The sequence below is a fragment of the Bradyrhizobium sp. 613_E4_N2_2 genome, assembly GCF_052075995.1.
Lineage (GTDB): Bacteria > Pseudomonadota > Alphaproteobacteria > Rhizobiales > Xanthobacteraceae > Bradyrhizobium > Bradyrhizobium barranii.
This window is the reverse complement of record NZ_CP197234.1, coordinates 1,929,739-1,951,950: the sequence shown is the minus strand read 5'-3', so window position 1 is coordinate 1,951,950 and position 22,212 is coordinate 1,929,739. Positions and strand designations below refer to the sequence as shown.

Here is a 22,212-nt window from a genome sequence, read left to right as displayed (position 1 = left end):
GCGCCAGACGCATCAGGCCCAGTACCATTCGCGGATGTTCCAGCAATTGATCGAGGTGTTGATGTTGGGACGGAAGCCTTGCAGCCCCTCCTTCACGCCTTCGGCAATAAAACCCTGGAACAGCGGCAGGATGGCGAGGTCGTTGCGGATCAGCTTTTGCAGATCGCCATAGGTCGTCTTGCGCTGGGCGAGATCGAACTGTCTGGCGCCCTCGGCGAGCAGACGATCGGCCTCGGCGCTGTTGTACTGATAGGTGTTGAAGCCACGGCCGCCCTTGGCAGGGATAGCGCCGGAGCCGAAGCGCGGCGTCACATCGGGGTCGCTGCCGAGCATGAAGTTCACGGACACCAGCACCGAATTGAATTTCGACTGCTGCCAGAAATCGCCCCAGATCACGGCGGCCGGCATGTTGTTGACCCGCATCGCCGCGCCGATCGCGCGCCAGTCCTGGATCAGGAGCTGCTGGGTCTGCTCGCGCACCGCATTGCCCGACGTCGTCGAGTTGGTGAATTCGAGCTTGACGCCACCCTTCTCGCGGATGCCGCCGGAGCCGCGGGTCCATCCGGCCGCGTCGAGCAGCGCGTTGGCCTTGGCCGGATCGTATTTGTGCTGCGGCAGGCCCTGCTGGAACGACCAGGCCTGTTGCGGCACGAAACTCTCGGTCTGCGTCGGCAGGCCGTAGTTCAGCGCATCGATGATCGCCTGCTTGTTGATGGCAAGGTAAAGCGCCTCACGCACCGTGCGATCGGCGAAGGGCCCGAATTCCAGGTTGGGCGCGACGTGCTCCACCGAGGACGTCGCCGAGACGAAGATCTTGCGGCCCTTCAGCGTCTTCGCCTCCTGCACGAAGTTCGGCAAGATGCCTTGCAGGCCGGTGTAGTCGACCTGCCCCGTGCGGAACTGGGTGTAGAGGACGGTGAGATCAGGAATGTATTTGAAGACCACGCGTTCGACGTACGGTCCTTTGCCGTGGTAGCCGGTATGGGCATTCAATTGAATGTGGTCGCCGGGCACGCGCTCGCCCCAGCGGAACGGCCCGGTGCCGACTGGCGCATTGTGGAACGGCGAGGCGTTCGGATCCGACAGCTTCTCCAGGATGTGCTTCGGCACGATGAAGGTGAGCGACAGGATCGACATGTAGGGCGAATAGGGAGCTTCCATCCGCCAGTGGATCTCGTCGGGCGCGACGACCTTGATGTCCTTGACGAGGTTGTGGCCGACGCGGTTGCGGACGCGGAAGTCGGGATTGTTGATCAGGTCCAGCGAGAATTTCACGTCCTCGGCCGTGAACGGCGTGCCGTCGTGCCATTTCACGTCGCTGCGCAGCTTGATCTTCCAGGTCAGGCCGTCGGCCGACAGGCCGCCATTCTCGACGGTCGGGACTTCGCGCGCGAGATCAGGGACGAACTTGCCGTCGGGTTCGATGAACCACAACGGCGAGAACACCTGCCACCAGATGCCCTGATCGACCTCGATCCCCGGCATCAGCGGATGGAAGACGGTCGGCTCCTGCGACAGCGCCGCGATCACCTGCCCGCGCGGCTTGTCCGGCGGATTGGTCGGGCGTTCGCTCTGCGCAAAGGCGTTGCCTGCAAGGGTCCATCCCGCCGCGGCGCCCGCGCCGAGCTGGAAGAATTGTCGGCGATTCGGAATGCCGAGATGATGCAGTCCGCCAACGCCGAACTTGCCGGTGCTGTCTGCCATGACCAGTCTCCGTTCCCGCACACGGCACCGTCTCCCGCGCCCCCGAGACCCGGCAAAGGGACAGGAGTGGGCTTTAGTGCTTCTAAATTTTTCAGTCAAAAGTTCATCATGACTAAATACAGCTGTCAATCACATTGCTAGGATGCGCGACCTTTTCACGCCGCCGGCCATTCCGGCGGCGAGGCAATGCATGGGAGAGCGACATGGATGGTCGCGGCGAGACCAACGGCCCGAAGGATGCCCCGGCGATCGAGGCTGACGATGCGGTCGACCAGCGGCTCGGCGAAACCGTGCGGCTGCTGCGGCAGCGCGCCGGCCTCTCGATCCAGGACGTCGCCACCAAGACCGGGCTCTCCAACGGCATGATCAGCCAGCTCGAACGCGCGCGTGCCATGCCGTCGATACGGACGCTGCGCCTGCTCAGCATCGCGCTCGACGTTCCCATCTCCTATTTCTTCGAGACCACCGATCCCGCCGACGTACAGCGCTACATCGTGCGCAAGAACAGCCGGCGCCTGTTGCGGCTCACCGCCAGCGGCGTCGTCAAGGAAGCGCTGACGCCGGCAGACGAGGGCCAGCTCGAACTCTATGAGCTCACGCTCAACCCCGGCGCCTCGTCCGGCACCGACTTCTTGCAGCACACCGGCGAGAAGGCCGGGTACATCCTGTCCGGCAGCCTGCGGCTGTGGCTCGACAACCAGGCTCATCTGCTCGAGGCCGGCGACAGCTTCCGCTTTCCGAGCATCGTGCCGCACATGTTCGACAACCCGACCCAGCAGGCCGCGCGTGTGATCTGGGTCACGACGCTGCGCCAGACCGATTCGCCGGCAGGTTGAGCGCGAGGAACGCCGGCGCCCCGCCGGAAATTGCCCCTCGACGCAGGCTCGCGGAGCCTGTAGCTGACGTGAAGCCGGAGCAATCTACAGCGCGAACGCGAGGGTCCCGCGATTGACGTCGCTGGTGTGAGACCATGAAACTCAGACCGCTTCTGACACTCGCGCTGGCCGCGCAGGTCGCCGTGACCGCCGCGGCCCTCCTCGCCTCCTATGCCGCGACCGGGACCGGGTTCGGCTTGGCCCAGATCATCGCTTTGCTGGCAAGCGGCGCCGTTGCGGTGCTGCTCGCACGGCTGTGCACGCGCGCGATCGAAACGGCGCAGGACAAACGCGCCGCCGCGCAACTGGCCGAGCAGGCCCAGGCCGGCGCACAGATGACCCAGGCCGTCATCAAGACCGCGCTCGACGCCTTCGTTCAGACCGATGCGAACGGCATCGTCCTGGAGTGGAGTGTCCAGGCCGAGGCCCTGACCGGATGGACCCGCAAGGAGGCGCTCGGCGCCGACGTCGTCAACCTCCTCATCGCCGAGCCGCTCCGCGACGGCTTCAGGCAACGCATGATGCGGCTTTTGCCGGAACTGTCGGATACGCCGATCGGCATCCGGTTCGAAGCGACGCTGCTGCACCGGAACGGCGACCAGATCCTGATCGAGGCGTCGAGCACGGCGCTCCAGCTCGGCGGGCGCACCATCATCAACAATTTCGTCAAGGACGTCACCCAGAAGCGCGCCGCCGAGGAGCAACTGATCCAGGCCCAGAAGATGGAGGCGGTCGGCCAGCTCACCGGCGGCATCGCGCACGAATTCAACAACATGCTCACCGTGATCACGGGCACGATCGAGATCCTCGCCGACGCCGTGAAGGACGACCCGCCGCTTGCGACCATCACCAAGCTGATCAGCGAAGCGGCCGATCGCGGCGCCGCGCTGACGTCGAGCCTGTTGTCCTTTGCCCGCAAGCAGGCGCTCCAGCCGGCCGAGATCGACGTCAACGAGCTGCTCGAAGAGGTCGCAAAGCTGCTGCTGGCGACCTTCGACAAGAAGATCGAGATCGTGTCCAGGCTTGACCGCAACGTCTGGCTGGCTTTCGCCGACCGCGGCCAACTGAGCGCGGCGCTGCTCAACCTCGCGATCAACGCCCGCGACGCGATGCTGGATGGCGGCAAGCTCACGCTCACGACGCGCAACGTGGTATTCGGCGTGCGCGAGGCCGTGGCGGTGGGCGCCGGCTATGCCGGCGACTATGTCGAGATCGAGGTCGCCGATACCGGCACGGGTATTTCGCAAGCCATTCTCGAACGCATCTTCGATCCGTTCTTCTCGACCAAGGATGTCGGCAAGGGCACCGGGCTCGGTCTCAGCATGGTGTTCGGTTTCGTCAAGCAGTCCGGCGGCGGCATCAAGGTCACTTCCGAAGAAGGCCGCGGCACGATTTTCACGATCTACCTGCCGAAGGCCGAGACCAGCACGCTCCGTCCGGCTGGCTATGACGAGCGCAAGGTGGTGGGCGGCACGGAGACAATCCTCTGCGTCGAGGACGATCGCGACGTCCGCCAATATGTCACCGTCCAGCTAAAAAGCCTCGGTTACCAGGTCATTTCCGCCGCCAATGCGACCGAAGCGCTCGCCATCGTGGCCGAAGGCACGCCGTTTGATCTGCTCTTCACCGACATCGTGATGACTGGCGGCGTCAACGGACGCGAGCTCGCCGAACAGATGGTGGCTGCGCGGCCCTCGCTGCGGGTGCTGTTCACGTCGGGTTATGCCTACGATTCGCTGCACGCGCAGGGACGCGCCACCATGGGCGCGCCGCTTCTGGCGAAGCCGTACCGAAAGGCCGAGCTCGCGCGCATGCTGCGCCGCTCCCTCGACACCGCCGTCGACGCCGCGGGCGATCCGATCCCGACGCCGTACTCGGTGCAGGCGGATGTCGAGGGCTTTTTACGCAGGCAGGCGGCTGAAGACAGCGGCACGACGCGATCGCGAAAATAGATGCCTGCCGCCTAGCTCATCCTTCGCCGCAGCGTTGCCGACGGCGTCTCGCCGAATTTTTCGCGGTAGGCACCCGCCATGCGGCCGAGATGGGTGAAGCCGAGATCGAAGGCGATCTCGGTGATGGAGACATCCGGCGAAGCCTGCGCGAGCCGGGCGTGCAGAGCAGCGAGGCGCATGTCGAGCAGCATCTCCGAGATCGATACGCCGAAGTGGCGGCGGAAGCCGAGCTGGAGCGCGCGGACGCCGATCCCGGACGCGCAGGCGAGCTGCGCGAGGTCGAGCGGCTCACCGGCATTTTCCGCAAGATGGTCCCGCGCGGCGCGCAGTGCACGCGGCAAACGCTCGGCTTGCCCCGAGAACCTCCTGATGGCATCCGACAGGCCATGCCGCCGGCCGTTGAGGAGATGATCGAGCAGCACCTCGCGCCAATCGGCCATCGCGACCGGTGAAAGCCTGCCGGACGGCCCGAGACGCTCGGCGAGCAGCATCAGCTCGGCAAGGCTGGTCTGCAGGGCCTGCCCCGCCGGTGCGTCGAGGTCGATCGCGGCATCAAACTCGACTGGGCCGGCCGCCCTGCCCGACAGCGACGCAGCGCGTTGCTCGACCATGCGACGGTCGAGCAGCAGGATCGCCTGCGCACAGTCGCTCCACATCATCCGGGTCGGGATGGTCGGCGACAGCAGCGACGCCGTCCGGCCCGGCGCAGCATCGATTTCGCTGACGCCGGCACGAATGCGGGCGGTGCCGGTGAGCGGGACCTGTACCAGGAAGAAGCGCTCGAGGCAGCCGGGATCGATGCTCACCGACCCGCCATAGGCGACATAGTTGATCGAGAAGCCGTCGAACGCCGCGCAATTGTGCCGGGCTGAGAACCCCGGTCCGCGCGGCCGTACCGGCTTGAGATCGTGCGGGCAGAAGATGCGTCCGATCTGCTCTGCCGCTTCGTCGACATCGTCCGTGGTGACGCGGGCGAAGTCCGCAAGCCGTTCGGCTTCGGACCGCCGCGTGCTCATTTCCAGCTCGGCTGCGGACATCGTCGACCACGCCTCGGGCCACGGAGTTGCTTTAAGCCTATAATAGTTCCCGGGATGCGAAAAGAGCCGCGTCGCAAAATCGTCGTGCTGCATGGCAACAGCCGCATCCGGATTCGTTTAGCGGATAGACAGCGACCGTCGACGGGCCGAAGCTCCATCCTCGCCGGAATCCATGAGGAGTGAGCCATGACTGCACTCGAAAAGGGCATAACCGCTGTTGGCACGGGCTATGGCGGAAAGAGCTGGAACATCCTTGGCCAGGTCTATTTTCCCAAGGCCATCACAGATTCCACCTTCGCGTTCGAGACCAACAGCGAGCCCGGCCAGTTCGTGCCCGTGCACATTCATCCGACCCAGGACGAGTTCATCTTGGTGCAGGAAGGCACGCTCGACCTCAAGCTCGACGGCCAATGGGTCAAGGCCCATGCCGGGGATCTCGTGCGCATGCCGCGCGGCATCCCGCACGGCTATTTCAACAAGTCCGACAAGCCGTGCCGCGCGCTGTTCTGGGTCTCGCCGATGCAGAAGCTGGAGGCGCTGTTCAACCAGCTCCACAATCTGACGGACCCCGCCGAAGTCGTGCGCATCTCGGCGCTGCACGAGGTCGACTTCCTGCCGCCCGAGGCCAACGATTAGGCGGCCAGCCTTCTCGTCCAGTTTCATCTGCCTGCAGGTCCGCCGGGCGCGCATCGCGGCCGAGCGTGGTCGCTTGCGCCCGAAACACATTGATTGCGAGGAATCCCATGGTCAGTCCCAAGCATGTCTGCGTGATCGGCGCCGGCGTCTCCGGCCTCGCCGCCGCAAAGGCGTTTTCCAGCCACGGCCACCGCGTCACCATCGTCGAGCGCAGTGCCGATCTCGGCGGCGTCTGGGAGCCGGCGCGCTCCTATCCTGACGTGCAGACCCAGAGCCCGAAGGAGCTCTACCGCTACACCGATCGCGCCATGCCGGACAGTTATCCGGAATGGCCGACCGGGCCGCAGGTCCATGCTTATCTCTGCGACTATGCGAAAAACTTTGGCCTCGACCGCATGCTGCGCCTCAACACTGGGGTCGCCGGCATGGAGCGCCGCGCCGATGGCAAACCGGGCTGGACGCTCACGCTATCAAGCAAGGACGGCGCGACCACGAACGAGAATTTCGATTTCGTCGCGGTCTGCACCGGGCAGTTCAACGAGCCGCGCGAGCTGCATTGCCCGGGCGAGGACGGCTTTCTGGCGCAGGGCGGCCAGATCCTGCATTCGTCGACATACAGCGATCCGACGCTGGCGAAAGGGCGGCGCGTCGTCGTGCTCGGCGGCTCGAAGTCCGCGACCGACATCGCCGTGAACGCGGTGAAATCGGGCGCGCGCGAGGTTACCATCGTGATGCGCGAGCCGGTGTGGCGCATCCCCTATTTCATTGGCGGGCTCGTGAACTTCAAGCGCATCCTCTACATCCGCGCGCAGGAGGAGATGTTTCCGGGCTGGGGCGCGAGCTCCATGGCACGGCTCGCGCACCGCATCGCCGCGCCGCTGATCTGGGCGAACTGGCGCGGGCTGGAGAGCCTGCTGAAGGCGCAGCTCAAGCTGAACCGGTGCAAGATGGTGCCGAAGGAGCGGATCGAGGACGGCGTCAACTGCTCGGTGCCGATCGCAACGCCGGACTTCTACCCGATGGTCGCCGACGGCCGCATCAAGGCGGTGTTCGGCAGCTTCGACCACTATGAAGGCGACAGCATCGTGATGAGCGGCGGCGAGCGCGTCGCGACCGACGTCGCCGTGCTCGCGATCGGCTACAAGCTCGGCGTGCCGTTCCTGCCCGAGGCCTATCGGCAGAAACTTGTCGATGCGGACGGGCAGTACCGGCTCTACCGCCTGATCGCCAACCCTGATCTGCCGGAGATGGGCTTCGTCGGCTTCAACTCGTCGTTCTGCACCGTTCTCTGTGCTGATCTGGCGGCGAACTGGCTGGTGCGCTATGCCGACGGACAGCTCGCGAACCAGCCGACGGCACAAGCGATGCGCGACAATGTCGAGATGATGCTGCACTTCAAGCGGGTCGAACGGCCGGCTGCCGGCGTCTATGGCGGCCTCTGCGTCGCGCCCTATCACTACCGCCATTTCGACGAGCTGATGGCGGACATCGGCGCCAGGAATCAGAAGCGCGGCGGGCTCGCCGGACACTTCCAGCCGCCGGATGCGGATGCCTACGCGAAATTCCTGGCGACGGCGCCGGATTACCGGGCCACAGCGTAAGGTCGGAGAACCCGGGCTGTGCGTGATTTGCAACTCGCCAGTCCGCGCGTTTGATGTTTACGATCCCGTGACCGACGAATCTCCGGCACATGGGAACCCGCCATGGGACGACGATGTCATGCCGCCACGGCCCTGGCGGTGCTTGGGCTGATCCTCACGACGTTCACAGTCAGCCGGGCACAAACGCTTAACGCAAAGCAATCGGAGGCGCTCGCTACCTACGATCGCGCGCTCGGCGATTTCAAATCCATCCTTGCCGAGCGGCGCCGACAGATCGAGGCGAAGGAGCCGCTGCCGAACCTGCCGGGACAGGCGCTCTATCTGGCGCGCGTCGCGGTCATCAGTGCTTACAAGGATCTCACCGACGCCATGCCGTCGCGAATCGGCAAGCCCAACAAGTTCGAGATACCACCGGCCTATTTCGACGCCGACATCGAGCCGCTGATCGACGAATATTCAAAGCTGTTCGACGTCATGGAGGCGCCGCCCGCCGGCGCGCAGAACTCGGCGACGCCGTTCAAGGACGTCGTCGATCTCGCCACAGCTATCGCACGCGCCAAGGGGCTTGCACCGGCTCACGCCGAAGCTGCGGGCCGGATCAGCCTCGGGCTGTTCTTCGCCGAGACCAACGGCAAGCAGAATGTCCGCAACGGGCGCTCGAACACCTATATGGGCAGCTTCCAGACCGGCCCGTCCGAGGACCGCAACGGCCGCCGGAAGTGGGAAGCCATCAAGGGAGACATCGCGGCAGCCGACCCAGAGCTGAGCGCGCGCGACGACAAGGAAGAGGCACGCGCCCGCGGCACGGACTATCGCTTCAACCACTGGACCAACGTGCGCGACGGCCTGATGAACGCGCACGCGGAGGTGTTTCGGGAGATCCCGGGAATCGTGAAGACGCTTCCCGATCCGATCGACCAGATGAAGTTGTTCGAACTGATCCAGATCGTTCCCACCCCGACGCGGTCCGCGCTCAAGTCCGGCGATCTCCTGAATTACAGGGTGTCCAGTCCAACGATTATGAAGCACCTGCGCAACAACAGCATCTTCGCGTTTGGACAGGCCGACCGGGCGCGGACCTCGGCCAGCTTCCGCGAGATCCTCGCTGCGATGTGGCTGTTCAACCGGAAGTTCGAGCGCGCGATGGTGAAATATTCGGAGATCAAGGGGCGCTGAGGACATACAGAAGGGCGACGCCCCGCGAGACTCAGCACAATTATAGATAGAGTGTGAGCTAGTTCATATCAGCGACCCCATGCCGGGCGTAGTTTTGCAAGGAGATGTCTCGCGTCCCGGCGCCAAAGCGTTGCGGGTTTCCGGACGTCAAGCCGAGCGAACATCTGTCAATCCATAGGAGGACAGGCCATGAAGTTCGCAGCACTGCTTTTTGTCTTCACTCTCGCCGCACTCACGACGACTGTTCCTGCAGATTCGGCCAACGCGTGCGCGCGCCCCTGCGGACACTATTGTTGCGGATAATCGGCGGAGAATTCCAATGCGCCCATTGGTCAAGTGGGGGGCATTAGTCGCGATCGTGAGCATCGCACCACTGGCATCCGTGGCCGCGATACATCTACGCACACCCCCAAATAAGCTCAACGAAGCAATCACCGCTATCGGCTTTCACCCGATAACGCCACCGGTCCTCCTGCGCGCTCCAGGCTCCATCTATCATGTCTCTCCGAACGGCCAGGATTACGACATGCTGTGCGAAGTCTCGCCGGATCGGCTGGTCGGCGTCACTCGTACTTCATCTTCAGCGACCCAGGTCACTTCGGAGCTACGAAAGACACAGTATTCGCTCGACTCAAAAGTCGTGCGTTCGATTCAGTCACATACCGATGCAAAATTGGCAGAAGCTGTAAAGCTCGAGCTTGATGACGTTCAAGTGTTGGAAATCTCACTTGAAGATCTATCAATCATCGCGGAGGAGCTGTTCCGCCGCGAGTCCTGCGATCGGGAAGTGAAACGTTATCTGGAAAACGGGGAATACGTTTGCCAGGGACAGCGGGTTCTCAAGGCATCGACGAAATACGTCGCGGCCTATGACAATTCAGCGGCGGGCTCCGTGGAGCAAACGACGGACTTGATAAAGAATAATTTCGATCCGACTGTCAGCATACAGGGCGGTCAGAGCCTCTCTGGAGCGAACCTCTATTATGGAATGAGACTGGCACCGCGGTGCCTGTCCCTCCAGGAGGCCAAAAGGCAGCCACGGCCGCCGTCCTCGCTCTGGGACAGACTGGTCAATCACTTTCCTTCGCTTGAGTTCTTTTGAATACGGCCACGCGATCCGACACGGCGGCGGCAGGAGTGTTCATGCAGGCGATGACTGACTTTTTCGCCGCATCCGCATCCCGGAATCATGCGTCGACACTCTAATTCGTCGGCACTCTAATTCTCCGGCTTGTAGCCGTCCGTCAGTGTCTTCAGAAACGCGATGATGTCGGCTTCGTCCAGCTCCGTCATCGCCGGCTTGTCGCCGGGGTGGCGATCGAAGGGCGGATCGGTGACGTCGACATTGGCATGATATTTTTGCGGCAGGTCGTCGTATTTCCGCACCGCGCCGTCGGCGCCGCGCGGAAAAACCTTTTCCGGATTGGTGTCGCGAAGATTGTAGAAATCCAGAGCCTGCTCGAGGGTACTGAAAACGCCATTATGGAAGAAGGCGCGGCGCGTCGCCGTGTTGCGTAGCGTCGGCGTCAGGAACATGCCGCAATATTGCGTCTGCTCGGGAATGTCGGTGCGCTGCGGGCCGCAGACGCCGAGATCAAAATGGTTGGGATCGCGATTGCCGGCGAGCGCGGCATTGCGCGGCGCGCCGAGCGCCTCGTATTGGTGATCGGTGAACAGCGGCGGCAGGCCGTCGCGGGTCGGCGCCGAGGTGTGACAGCCGGCGCAATTGGCCCTGTCAGGATCGTTGAACGCTTGCAGGCCGCGCAGTTCGGTCTCGGTGAGCCGCGCCTTGCCCTCGAGCCAGTAGTCATACTTGCTGGTGTAGGGATGGAAGCTCGGCTCCTCCACCTGATAACGCGCCACCGCGAACATCGCCTCCGCGATCAGGAGCCGCTGATTTCTGAGCACGCCGGCGCCGAACAGCTCGACGAAGCGATAGGCGTAAGGCGCACGGCGCAGCTTGTCCGCGACGATCTCGGCACTGCCGCCGTCCATCTCGTTGGGGTCGAGCAGCGGGAACAGCGCCTGGTCCTGGAGCGTGTCGGCGCGGCCGTCCCAGAACAGGCCGCCTTGCGGCACGATGTTCGCCGATGCGCCGCTGCCGCCGGCGGTCTTCGTCGTACGCGCGGCCTGCTGGCCGATTGCAGCCATCTGCGCGAGATCGATGACGTTGTCGTCGTCGCCCTTGTCGGGGCCGATGCTGAAATTGGGATGGCGATCGAGATAGGTCAGCGACGGCACCGCGCGTGCGCCTTGCCGCGACAGGGCGGCGCCGCCGAGCATCACCGGCCCGTCGTTGGGCGGGCCGTAGGCGTGATCCGGGCTGTGGCAGGATGCGCAGGACAGCGCGCCGGACGACGACAGCGACGCGTCGTAGAAGATCTCCTTGCCGAGCTGCGCCATCGCGGACAATGGCGCGACGGGCGGGCGCATGAGGCGAACCGGATTCGGGTTCGCGCCGAGCTGGCTCGTCTCCGCAAGTCCTTGCGTCCCGGCTGCAAAGACGGCGCCGGCCAGACAAAGCAGGCCGGCGCCGAGGAGCCACATGGTGCGGCTGTTCATCAAGCGTCCCGTTGGACTAGTGGTGGTGATGCTCGTCCGGCGGGCTGGTGATCGCCGTGCCGGAGGTCGGATCGAGGAACAGCGCGTCGGTCCGGTAGTCATGGCTGTGATCCTGATCGAAGTCGAACAGGTCCATGATCGAGCCGGAGCTGGCGTCGAACGAGCCGCCACCGATACGCTGGCCGCGCAGCCAGTTGTCCTCGATGAACCGCACCACGGACGCCTGCGAGATGTAGGTGCTGCTCACGTGGTTGGTCCTGGCGTAGGGCGAGACCACGATGAACGGAATGCGCGTGCCCGGACCGCAGCGGCCGTTCACCGGTTTGCCGGAGAGACCCTTCGGTGCCGGCTGCTTCTGCGGGCCGAGGCCGCACAGGCCCGGACCGTTGACCTGATCGGCGGTCGGATCGTAGGAGGCGGTCTTCGGCGCAACGTACTGGTGGTCGTACCATCCGTCGGAGTCGTCATAGGTGATGATGACCGCGGTTTCGCGCCACTCCGGCTGCTTCTGGAGGAAGTTGATCAGCTCGACGTTGCCGACCTGCTCGTCGAGCGGATCGGAGTTGCCGGCGTGACCGTCCTGGTAGGCCGACATCTTGATGTAGGAGACGGCCGGGAAATTGCCGGCCTTCACGGCGGCGTAGAAGTCCTCGAGGTCGTAGGCGTGGTTGGCCGGATCGACGGTCTTGCCGCCCTTCTCGTAGGTGTGGCCGATCGCATCGACCGAACTCGGCCGCGCATGGGTCGGGTTGGCGGTCGACTTGTAGTACTGGAACCAGGCGTGGTGCGGGCTGTAGTCCACGATCGTGCCGTTCACGTTGCTGGAGAAGGTGGTGCGCGCGCAGCCGGTGGTGCCGTTGGCATTCTTGAGCGTCAGGTCAAAGCCGCCCATGAAGCTGCCCCAGCTGATGCGCCCGTCGTTGAGCAGGTCGCCGATGTTCTTGCCTGTCATCAGCACGGTGCTGCTCGTGCTCGAGCAGGAATCGTAGGCCGGGTCGGTGTCGCCGATCAGCGTCAGGCCGCCCTGGCCGTCGGCGATCGACGCCGAGGTGCCGACGATGTTCTGCGCGCCATTGGTCTGGCCAGAAATCACCGCGAGCGCGCCCTGCGTCGACGGACCGAAAGTGTCGGTCCAGGCATTGTCGCTCATGGCGAAGTGCTGGGCGTAATTCCAGAAGGCGGTGGTGGTGTTGCCGTCGAAATAGCCCATGACCTGACCGTTGGTGCCGAACGCACCGGCGCCGCCGGCGGTGCCGCGGCCGGTGAATTTCGGAAACAAGTCTTCCTTGCCGTTGTCCACGGCCTGTTGCTCGGGCGTGTAGGAGTGGTTCTGCGAGCGCGTGTTGGCCTGGGTGCGGTCGAGGCGGAACGGATCCGTCGCGCCGGTGCCGTTGGCCGCGCTGTTGTTCGGATTGTTCACCAGCAAATGCGCGTTGGCGAGATTGTTGACCTTCGGCGTATGCGGCTTCGGCACGAAGGGGATCGAGCCGGACGGATTGGCCGCGTTCGGATAGGTCGCGAAGTAATGGTCGAACGAGCGGTTCTCGTTGAAGATGATCACGAGATGCTTGATCGGCGTCTCGGTGTGGATGTCATGCGGATGACGGTGATGATCACGGTCGTGATCGTTGTCGCGACCTTGATCATGCCCGTGATCGCGGTCACGGCCGAAGTCGTCCGCAAGGACGGGAAGAGTGCACGCGAGCGCGCTCGCGGCCGCGACAATCGCAGCCGTCGTCAGTAGTCTCGATTTCATTTTTTTGACGCCCCGGAAATGAGGATGTTTACGATCAGAAACGTTCTAAACATCGCGAGTGACAGAGCCGTGTCAGTTTGACGCACGAGACACTTTGCGCAGTGGTCGAGGCATAATTTTTTATGCAGCCACCCGCTTCGCTTCACCGGGGCGCGTCTTGCCGTTTTATTCCAAGGGCGAAGACAAAAATGATCACGGGCAGGTTGTTGCGTGATGCACCGGGTTGCATTTAGCTTTGCCGGACAAGAACAAAGTCTCAGGGGGAAACATGAAAGCCGCTGTTCACAGGCGCACGCGCGATGTCGCGTCTGCTCTGGTCGCAACGTCCTTTGCCGGCTTTGCAAATTTCGCCGCTCATGCCGAGATCGTCGTCACCGCCAATGACGGCAAGATGATGCTGGAGAACGGCAATGCCGTGGTGCGCAAGCAGCCGTTGCCGGACACGGTCAGCGTCATCGATCTCACCGATGGCGCGCTGAAGCTTTTGGGCGAGGTGCCGGCACCCGCCAGCGTAGTCGGGCCGCCGCCGAGCGTCGCGATTGCGCCGGACGGCTCGCTTGCGCTGGTCACGGGGGCGATGAAGCTCGATCCCGCGGATACGACCAAGACGGTCCCCGACGACAAGCTCTCGGTGATCGACCTCAAATCCACCCCGCCAAAGGTGCTTGCAACATTGCAGGCCGGACCAGGCGCCGCCGGCGTCTCGATCAACCGTGCCGGCACGCTGGCGCTGGTTGCCAACCGCAGCGAGGGCACCGTCTCGGTCTTCGCGATCAGCGGCAATACGCTGACCGCAGGCGGGAAGATTCAACTCGGCGATGCCAAGTCGGGCCCCAGCCATGTAGTGTTCTCCCGCGACGGAGCCACCGCGCTGGTCACCCGCGACGGCGACAGCAAGATCTCGCTTCTGAGCGTGGACGGGACCAAGGTCGAATACACCAAGCGCGACCTCTCCGCCGGCATCCGCCCCTACGACATCGACCTCACCGGCAGCGCGGTGGCCGTCGTCGGCAATGTCGGTGCCAGCAGCGGCGACAGTGACACGATCAGTCTGATCGACATGACCGCCAAGCCGATCCGCGTCGTCACGACGGTTACCGTTGGACAGACACCTGAGGCCGTGAAGATGTCGCCGGACGGCAGCCATGTCGCCGTCACCGTCATGAACGGCTCGAACAAGCCCTCGGCCTCGCCCTTCTTCAACGATTTCGGCCTGCTCAAAGTCTACAAGATCTCGGGCACCGACCTCACGCCGGTGGCGGAGGCCAAGATCGGCCATTGGTGCCAGGGCATGGTGTGGTCAAAGGACTCAAAACATGTCGTGGCGCAGTGCATGGTCGAGAACGAGCTGATCGCATTCTCGTTCGACGGCAAGGCGCTGACCAGGACGTCGACGCTCAAGCTGCAGGTGAGCCCCGCAGGCATTCGCACCGCGGAGCCGTGAGTCAGCCCTAATAACGGGCGAAGCGCCCCGAGATGCCGTCAGAGCCGCTTGGTGAAATGGTAGCGACGAATGCCACCACCTAGCGTCTTGTTGCTGGCGGCATCGGCGATCTCTTCGCGCACATTCTCGTATCCCGCGTTTCGATACAGCGTCAGCGCATCCTGCTGAAGCTCGGACGTGCTCAGCTGCAATTCTGGACGATTGCGGCGGCGGCACTCCCCTTCCGCAAACGCCAGCATCTTTCGCGCGATACCCCGGCGCCGCGCGCCGGGAGCAACGTACATGCGCCGTAACTCCATCGCGTGTTCGCCAGAGGCCTCCAGTCCAAACATGCCGACGATTTCATCGTCATCGACGGCGACCCAGAAACCGCCGCTCCGACCCGAATAATAATCGGCGAGACGATCTATCTCCTCCGCGAGGGAGCGGGTGATGTATCCTTCAAACGCCTCCGCCAAATGCACCGGCGCCAACAGGCGATTGACCTGGATGAACAGCTCGCGCACGGCGGCTGCATCGGCGGGCAAGAAAGCGCGGATCCGAATCTCGCTTGCCATGGAGGCGGCGCCGCTATTCCGTCCGGATCGGCGTGTCCTTCAGGCCGTTGTTGTCATAGGCCTTGCGCAAGGTGCCGTTCGTCGTGGCTTCCGTCATGAACCTGGAAACGAACGTCAGCGCCTGGGGATGACCGAGCGGGACGGCGACGGCCGTCACCGTTTTCTTGAAGGTCTCGTCCAGCACCTTCGTGCCCGGGATCTTCTGCGCCATCTTGTTGAGCTGGTCGCGCGACAGCGCGAAGGCGTCGATCTCGCCGCTCTTCAGGAAGCCGAATATCTCGTCATAGGTCTGATAGCCCGTGACTTTCGCATTCTTCAGATGCGCGATCGCGCCGCGCATGGTCGTGGTGGCATTGACGGCCGCGACCTTGATGCCGGGCTGGTCGAGGCTGGCGAAGTTGGTGACGGCTGAGCCGGGCTTGACGATGTAGGTGGCATCCGCGACCTCGTAGATCGGGCCGAACATCATCTTGGTCTCACGCTCGGGATCTTTTGGCAGCCAGGTGACGTCCCAGGTCCCCTTGCCGGCCGCGTCGGTGATCTGCCCGGAATTCTGGTGCACGACATATTCGACGGGCACGCCGAGTTGGCCGGCCATCTCCTTGCCGAGGTCGACCGGCACGCCGGCATAGCCGGCTTCGGTCTTGGTCGACCAGAACGCGCCGCCCGCCGGGCTGATCGCGATCGCGACCCGCAGCTTGCCGGTCGGGGCGATCTCGTCCTTCAGGCCATCGGCTAGCGCGGGCATGGCGACTGCCGCTGCGAAAACGAGGCCGGCAAGGGCCGCCTGGAGGGACGTGGGCATGTCATGTTCTCCTCACCTTTTCTTCTCTGCTTCTCGACCGCTTCGTTTCCGTCACTCGGCCTTTGACACAATTCTGGTCGATCATGCACGATGAAAAGCGGTTTGCCATGACAAACGTGTCAAAGGCCACTGCGCCATTTGCAATGCAAGGCTGGTGACCGCCATGGCTATGGTGTTCCACGGCCGGGCATTTGTTGGTAGCCTGCCACACCGACAGACAATAATCGGGGGCCACCGAATGACCTGCGCGAATCCCGCTGATCTCGCACAACGGAACGGAGCGTGGAGACATGTCGGGCGGGCACTCGTTGCCGCAGCGGCCGTGGTGGCGCTCGCCGGCTGCGAGGACAAGAACACGTTCGTGGCACCGCCGCCGCCGAAGGTGGACGTCGCGGCGCCCGTGCAGCGCGCGGTGACGCGCTATGTCGAAGCCACCGGCAACACCGCGCCGGTCAAGAGCGTCGATCTGGTGGCGCGCGTGCAGGGCTTCCTGCAATCGATCGACTATCAGGACGGCAGCTTCGTCAAGCAGGGCACCCAGCTTTTCTTAATCGAGCCTGAGACCTACAAGCTCAAGCTCGAGCAGGCGCAGGCGGCCGAGGTCGGTGCGCAGGCCACGCTCAAGCAGGCCGAGGCCGATTTCAAGCGGCAGGTCGACCTCGTGCAGCGCCAGGCTGTCTCGCAGGCGACTCTCGACACCTCGACATCCACCCGCGACAACGCCCAGGCCAGTCTCCAGCAGGCCCAGGTCAATACGAGGCTCGCCGAGGTCAATTACGGCTACACCAAGGTGAGCGCGCCGTTCGACGGCATCGTCAGCGCGCACCTGGTCTCGATCGGCGAGCTCGTCGGCGTCTCCTCCCCGACCCAGCTCGCAACCATCGTCGCGCTGGATCCGATCTGGGTGAACTTCACGGTCAGCGAGCAGGACGTCCTTCGCATCCGCGCCGAAGCGGCCCGTCGCGGGCTGACCGTGGCCGACCTCAAACAGTTGCCGATCCAGGTGGGCCTCCAGACCGAGACCGGCTATCCGCATGAAGGCCACCTCGACTACGTCTCGCCGACCCTCAATACATCAACGGGCACGCTCGCGGTACGCGGCGTCTTGCCCAACGGCAAGCGAGCGCTGCTGCCCGGCTATTTCGTCCGGGTCCGGGTGCCCTTCGACCAGGACAAGAACGCCCTCCTCGTCCCCGACACCGCGCTCGGCAGCGACCAGGGCGGCCGCTATCTTCTGGTGGTCAATAGCGACAACATTGTCGAGCAGCGCAAGGTGCAGATCGGTCAGGTCGACAACGGCCTGCGCGTGATCGAAAGCGGCTTGAAGCCGGACGATCGCGTGGTGATCGCGGGGCTACTGCGCGTGATCCCGGGCCAGAAGATCGATCCGCAACCGACGAAGATCGACCAGCCGCAGGCGTCGGCCAAGTGAGGGGTCGCCAGCCATGATCTCGAAATTCTTCATCGAACGGCCGGTCCTCTCGAATGTCATCGCGCTTCTGATGATCCTGATCGGCGGCGTCGCGCTGTTCAACCTCGCGGTCGCGCAATATCCCGACGTGGTGCCGCCAACGGTGCAGGTCACCACGCGCTATCCCGGCGCCAGCGCCAAGACCGTGATCGACACCGTCGCGCTGCCGATCGAGCAGCAGGTCAACGGCGTCGAGGACATGCTCTACATGCAGTCCTACAGCGGCTCCGACGGCACCTATACGCTGACCGTGACCTTCAAGATCGGCACCGACCTCAACTTCGCGCAGGTGCTGGTGCAGAACCGTGTCTCCAGCGCGCTGTCGCAGCTGCCAACCTCCGTGCAGAACCAGGGCGTCACCGTCCAGAAGAAGTCGACCTCGATCCTGCTGTTCGTGACGCTGACCTCGCCGGACAGGACGTTCGACAGCCTTTATCTGAGCAACTACGCCACCATCAACATCCGCGACGAGCTTTCGCGTCTGCCCGGCGTCGGCAACGTCACGGTGTTCGGCGCCGGCCAATATTCGATGCGGGTGTGGCTCGATCCGAACAAGCTCCAGGTCCGCGGACTGATGCCGTCGGACGTCGTCACGGCGATCCAGCAGCAGAGCCAGCAGGTCTCGGCCGGCCAGGTCGGCGCGCCGCCGACGCCGCCGGGACAGGCGTTCCAGTACACGCTCAACGTCAACGGCCGGCTCGACGACACCACCCAGTTCGAGAACATCATCGTCAAGACCGGCACCAGTGGCGACGTCACGCGCGTGCGCGACGTCGGCTGGGTCGAATTGGGCGCGCAGACCTACAGCCAGATCTTCTCGCTGAACAATCAGCCGGCCACCGGCATCGGCGTGTTCCAGTCGCCGGGCGCCAACGCGCTCCAGGTCGAGCAGGCCGTCGAGAAGAAGATGGCGGAGCTTGCAAAGCGATTCCCCGAAGGCATCAAATACGACACGCCGTTCGACACCACCAAATTCGTCGAAGCCTCGGTGCACGAGGTCTACATGACGCTGATCGAGGCCGGCCTGCTGGTGCTGGTCGTGATCCTGGTGTTCTTGCAGGACTGGCGCGCAATGCTGGTGCCGGCGACCACCGTGCCCGTCACCATCATCGGCGCCTTCGCGGCGATGGCGGCGCTCGGCTTCACCATCAACATGTCGACGCTGTTCGCGATCGTGCTCGCGATCGGCATCGTCGTCGACGACGCCATCGTCGTGGTCGAAGGTGCCGCGCACAACATCGAGCAGGGCATGAACGGCCACGACGCCGCGATCAGGGCAATGGACCAGCTGTTCGCGCCGATCGTCGGCATCACCCTGGTGCTGATCTCGGTGTTCCTGCCGGCATCGTTCCTCGCCGGCCTCACCGGGCGCATCTATTCGCAATTCGCGCTGGTGATCGCGGCGACCGCGCTGCTGTCCGCCATCAACGCGGCGACGCTGAAGCCGACGCAATGCGCGCTCTGGCTGCGGCCCACGGTGCCGCCGGAGCAGCGCAATTTCTTCTACCGCGGCTTCAACGCCGTCTATGACCGTGTCGAGCGGGGCTACACGCGCCTCATCGGCGTGCTGTGCAGGAACAGCACGATCTCGGTCGCATTCGCACTGGTGCTGATCGGGATCGGCGGCTACGGCCTGTCGCGGGTGCCGACCGGCTTCCTGCCGATCGAGGACCAGGGCTACCTGATAGCGGCCGTGCAACTGCCCGATGGCGCCGCGCTGGAGCGGACCCAGACGGTGCTCGACAGGGCGAGCGAGCTGATCAAGGACACGCCTGGTGTCCAGCAGGTCATCACCATCGCCGGTATCTCCGCGCTCGACAACAGCGCCAGCCTTGCCAATGCCGGCGTCGCCTACATCATCCTGAAGGACTGGTCGGCGCGCAAAGGGCCCGGCGAGGATCTGCGTTCGCTGGTCTACGGGCTGAATGACAAGCTCGCGACCATCATGGAGGCGCGCACCCTGGTGCTGCCGCCGCCGCCGATCCAGGGCATCGGCAACGCGGCCGGCTTCTCGATGCAGATCGAACTGCGCGACGGCAACAGCGATTTTGCAAAGCTCCAGGCCATCACCGGCGCGATGGTTTCCAACGCCCAGAGCCAGAGCGCGCTGCAGCGCGTATCGTCCTCGTTCCGCTCGTCGGTGCCGCAGTTCAACGTCGAGATCGACCGCATCAAGACCCAGACGCTGCACGTCACCACCGATCAGGTGTTCGCGGCGCTGTCGACCTATCTCGGCTCGTCCTACGTCAATCAGTTCAACAAGTTCGGACGCGTGTTCCAGGTCTATACCCAGGCCGATCCGGCATTCCGCGTCACCGAGCGCGACATCGCCAACATGCAGGTACGCAACTCGAACGGCGACATGATCCCGATCGGCACCGTCGCCACGATCACGCCGGCCACCGGCCCGTCGCTGATCAGCCTCTACAACCTCTACCCTTCCTCGACCATCGTCGGCCTGCCGGCGCAGGGCTACTCGTCCGGCCAGTCGCTGCAGCTGATGGAGGAGATCGCGGACAAGACGCTGCCGCCGGGCACGGGCTACGAGTGGACCGCGATGTCCTATCAGGAGAAGGCCGTCTCGAACCAGATCTACTGGGTGTTCGGCCTTGCCATGCTGCTGGTCTATCTCGTGCTCGCCGGCCAGTACGAGAGCTGGTACGCGCCGATCTCGGTGATCCTCGCGGTGCCGCTATCGCTGATCGGGCCCATGCTCGTCCTCAACGCCTTGAAGATCGACAACAACCTCTATTGCCAGATCGGCCTGATCCTGCTGATCGCGCTGTCGGCCAAGAACGCGATCCTGATCGTCGAGGTCGGGCTCGAGCTGCATAACCGCGACGGCAAGCCGGTGCTGGAATCCGCGATCGAGGCGGCGCGCGCCCGCTTCCGGCCGATCCTGATGACGTCGTTCGCCTTCATCCTCGGCGTGGTGCCGCTGGTGATCGCGACCGGCGCCGGCGCCAGCGCCCGCAAGTCGATCGGCATCACCGTATTCTCAGGCATGCTGGCCTCGACCTGCCTTGCGGTGCTGTTCGTTCCGGCCTTCTTCGTGGTGGTGCAGCGCTTCGAGAACTGGCGCACGTCGAAGAAGGCGCCGAAGGCAAAGACGGTGGCCGAGGTGAAGCCGTAGTTTTTCCGCGGAGGGCGGGCTGCCGACAAACAAAAAAGTCGAAAACAACCCCATGCACAGTAGAACGGCGTTGATGGCATTGGGCTTTTTTGAGCGTTCCGGTGCTTTGACACGTCGGGCAAAACACCGGCAGAATGGCATGATGGGGGTATGGGCGACCTCCCTCCTCATCACCCGTCATTGCGAGCGCAGCGAAGCAATCCAGAGTCCCTCCGCGGAGGCAGTCTGGATTGCTTCGTCGCTACGCTCCTCGCAATGACGAGCGGAGAGAGCCCCGGCCTCACGCCGCCGCCGGCGTCCTGATCTCGCGCGGCAGGATGATGGCGGCGGCGATCGCGAGAAGGCAGAGCGCGGCGAAGGCGTGCAGCATGGTGACGAAGCCGCCCTGTTCGTAGAGCCAGGCGACCAGGCCGACGGAGGCGCCCGCGGCGGTGAAGCCGATGAAATAGCGCACCGCATAGGCGCGCGAGCGCCATTCCTCGCTGGTGTATTTGCCGACCATGGCATCGTTCACCGTGACCTGCCCGAACGCACCCATGACGATGCCGATCGAGACCAGGATCAGCGGCAGATTGGACAGGCTCGCGGCGAGATAAAGGAACGGCGCCAGCATAAAGGACAGCGGCAGCGCCACCGTCTTCAGCGAGTAGCGGTCGAGCAACCGGCCGATCGTGTACTGGGTCATCGCGCCGAACACGTAGACGCAGGCGGCGATGACGCCGAGCAGCGCCGGGCTTTTCGTCAGGTCCGCAAGCCGTTCCGCGAACAGTTTTGGCAGCGCGACGGTGACCGCATTGAACGTGGTCGAGATCGCGATGACCACGATCAGCAGCGACAGGATCACGCGCCACATGTCTTTCTTCGCCACGCGCGCTTGAGCTGCCGCCTGCTTCGAGCCCTTGCGGTCCTCGTGCACGACCATCATCGCAAAGGCGATGCCGATCAGGATGGTGACGACACCGGGCACGATGAAGGCAAAACGCCAGCCGAGATACTGGCCGATCACGCCGGTAACCAGCGCGGACGACGCAACGCCGAGATTGCCCCAGACGCCGTTGATCCCCATCTCGCGGCCGAGCCGGTCGGCATAGGACACGATCATCGCGGTGCCGACGGGGTGATAGATCGAAGCAAAAATGCCGATCGCGAACAGCGCCGCGCCAAGCTGTGCCGGGGTCTGCACGAAGCCGACCGAGATCATGGAAGCACCGATGCCGACGAAGAAGATCAGCATCATGTGGCGGCGGCTCCAGCGGTCCCCGAGCCAGCCGGTGAGCAGCGAGCCCGCGCCGAAGGCGACGAAGCCCGGCGTCGCATAGGGCAGAAGTTCCGAATAGGCCATGCCGAGCGCCGGCCCCATGATGATTACGGCGGCGGCGAAAATCAGCATCGCATAATGGTCGATGAAATGGCCTGCGTTGACGAAACTGATCACCCGGCTGGGGCTGTTCATTCCGAATCCTCTCTTGCTCCGAAATGAGTTATATGTCGGACCCATGACGG

General features: G+C 64.0%; 16 protein-coding genes. 9 read left to right on the top strand and 7 right to left on the bottom strand.

Going from position 1 to position 22,212, the window contains the following annotated elements; genetic code table 11:
• Window positions 1-12: 12 nt before the first annotated feature.
• Window positions 13-1,704, bottom strand: coding sequence for a peptide ABC transporter substrate-binding protein (locus tag AB7290_RS09200; protein WP_085405185.1), 1,692 nt, complete (start codon window positions 1,702-1,704; stop codon window positions 13-15).
• 203 nt (window positions 1,705-1,907) lie between these two features.
• Between AB7290_RS09200 and AB7290_RS09195 the strand changes: the two genes are divergently transcribed.
• Entirely contained in the window at window positions 1,908-2,540 is a 633-nt protein-coding gene (locus AB7290_RS09195; RefSeq protein ID WP_085405186.1) for a cupin domain-containing protein, read from the top strand.
• Between the two features lie 134 nt (window positions 2,541-2,674).
• Window positions 2,675-4,531, top strand: a complete 1,857-nt coding sequence (locus AB7290_RS09190) for an ATP-binding protein (protein WP_135214824.1) — start codon at window positions 2,675-2,677, stop codon at window positions 4,529-4,531.
• Between the two features lie 11 nt (window positions 4,532-4,542).
• Here the strand turns inward: AB7290_RS09190 and AB7290_RS09185 are convergent, their stop codons facing one another.
• A complete protein-coding gene (locus AB7290_RS09185; RefSeq protein ID WP_085405319.1) occupies window positions 4,543-5,568 on the bottom strand; it encodes an AraC family transcriptional regulator in 1,026 nt (341 codons plus the stop codon).
• 186 nt (window positions 5,569-5,754) lie between these two features.
• Here AB7290_RS09185 and AB7290_RS09180 point away from each other — a divergent pair, with 186 nt between their 5' ends.
• The 4 genes from AB7290_RS09180 to AB7290_RS09165 all read left to right on the top strand — a co-directional run bounded on the left by AB7290_RS09180 (window position 5,755) and on the right by AB7290_RS09165 (window position 10,083).
• Entirely contained in the window at window positions 5,755-6,204 is a 450-nt protein-coding gene (locus AB7290_RS09180) for a cupin domain-containing protein (protein WP_085405188.1), read from the top strand.
• An 89-nt stretch (window positions 6,205-6,293) separates the two neighbouring features.
• The gene (locus AB7290_RS09175; protein WP_434057413.1) at window positions 6,294-7,805 is read left to right on the top strand and encodes a flavin-containing monooxygenase; all 1,512 of its coding nucleotides are present in this window, start codon (window positions 6,294-6,296) and stop codon (window positions 7,803-7,805) included.
• Between the two features lie 102 nt (window positions 7,806-7,907).
• Window positions 7,908-8,981, top strand: coding sequence for a hypothetical protein (locus AB7290_RS09170; RefSeq protein ID WP_085405190.1), 1,074 nt, complete (start codon window positions 7,908-7,910; stop codon window positions 8,979-8,981).
• 319 nt (window positions 8,982-9,300) lie between these two features.
• The gene (locus tag AB7290_RS09165) at window positions 9,301-10,083 is read left to right on the top strand and encodes a hypothetical protein (protein ID WP_085405191.1); all 783 of its coding nucleotides are present in this window, start codon (window positions 9,301-9,303) and stop codon (window positions 10,081-10,083) included.
• Between the two features lie 116 nt (window positions 10,084-10,199).
• Here the strand turns inward: AB7290_RS09165 and AB7290_RS09160 are convergent, their stop codons facing one another.
• Window positions 10,200-11,543: a cytochrome-c peroxidase gene (locus AB7290_RS09160; protein WP_085405192.1), complete on the bottom strand. Its 1,344-nt coding sequence runs from the start codon at window positions 11,541-11,543 to the stop codon at window positions 10,200-10,202.
• 16 nt (window positions 11,544-11,559) lie between these two features.
• Window positions 11,560-13,299 (bottom strand): phospholipase C, encoded by a 1,740-nt coding sequence (locus AB7290_RS09155; protein ID WP_085405193.1) that lies wholly within the window; start codon window positions 13,297-13,299, stop codon window positions 11,560-11,562.
• A 268-nt stretch (window positions 13,300-13,567) separates the two neighbouring features.
• Between AB7290_RS09155 and AB7290_RS09150 the strand changes: the two genes are divergently transcribed.
• A complete protein-coding gene (locus tag AB7290_RS09150; protein WP_085405194.1) occupies window positions 13,568-14,743 on the top strand; it encodes a mandelate racemase in 1,176 nt (391 codons plus the stop codon).
• A 38-nt stretch (window positions 14,744-14,781) separates the two neighbouring features.
• Here AB7290_RS09150 and AB7290_RS09145 read toward each other — a convergent pair whose 3' ends face one another.
• Both AB7290_RS09145 and AB7290_RS09140 read right to left on the bottom strand, forming a co-directional pair.
• Window positions 14,782-15,300, bottom strand: a complete 519-nt coding sequence (locus AB7290_RS09145; RefSeq protein WP_085405195.1) for a GNAT family N-acetyltransferase — start codon at window positions 15,298-15,300, stop codon at window positions 14,782-14,784.
• A gap of 13 nt (window positions 15,301-15,313) precedes the next feature.
• Window positions 15,314-16,105 carry an ABC transporter substrate-binding protein gene (locus AB7290_RS09140; protein ID WP_085405196.1) on the bottom strand — a complete coding sequence of 264 codons (792 nt, stop codon included), beginning with the start codon at window positions 16,103-16,105 and terminating at the stop codon, window positions 15,314-15,316.
• A 238-nt stretch (window positions 16,106-16,343) separates the two neighbouring features.
• On the opposite strand from AB7290_RS09140, the gene AB7290_RS09135 reads away from it, so the two are divergent.
• Window positions 16,344-17,537 (top strand): efflux RND transporter periplasmic adaptor subunit, encoded by a 1,194-nt coding sequence (locus AB7290_RS09135; RefSeq protein ID WP_085405197.1) that lies wholly within the window; start codon window positions 16,344-16,346, stop codon window positions 17,535-17,537.
• Window positions 17,538-17,550: 13 nt separating this feature from the next.
• Entirely contained in the window at window positions 17,551-20,709 is a 3,159-nt protein-coding gene (locus AB7290_RS09130) for an efflux RND transporter permease subunit (RefSeq protein ID WP_085405198.1), read from the top strand.
• Between the two features lie 280 nt (window positions 20,710-20,989).
• On the opposite strand, the gene AB7290_RS09125 is transcribed toward AB7290_RS09130, so the two are convergent.
• Window positions 20,990-22,162 (bottom strand): MFS transporter, encoded by a 1,173-nt coding sequence (locus AB7290_RS09125; protein WP_085405199.1) that lies wholly within the window; start codon window positions 22,160-22,162, stop codon window positions 20,990-20,992.
• Window positions 22,163-22,212 lie beyond the last annotated feature (50 nt).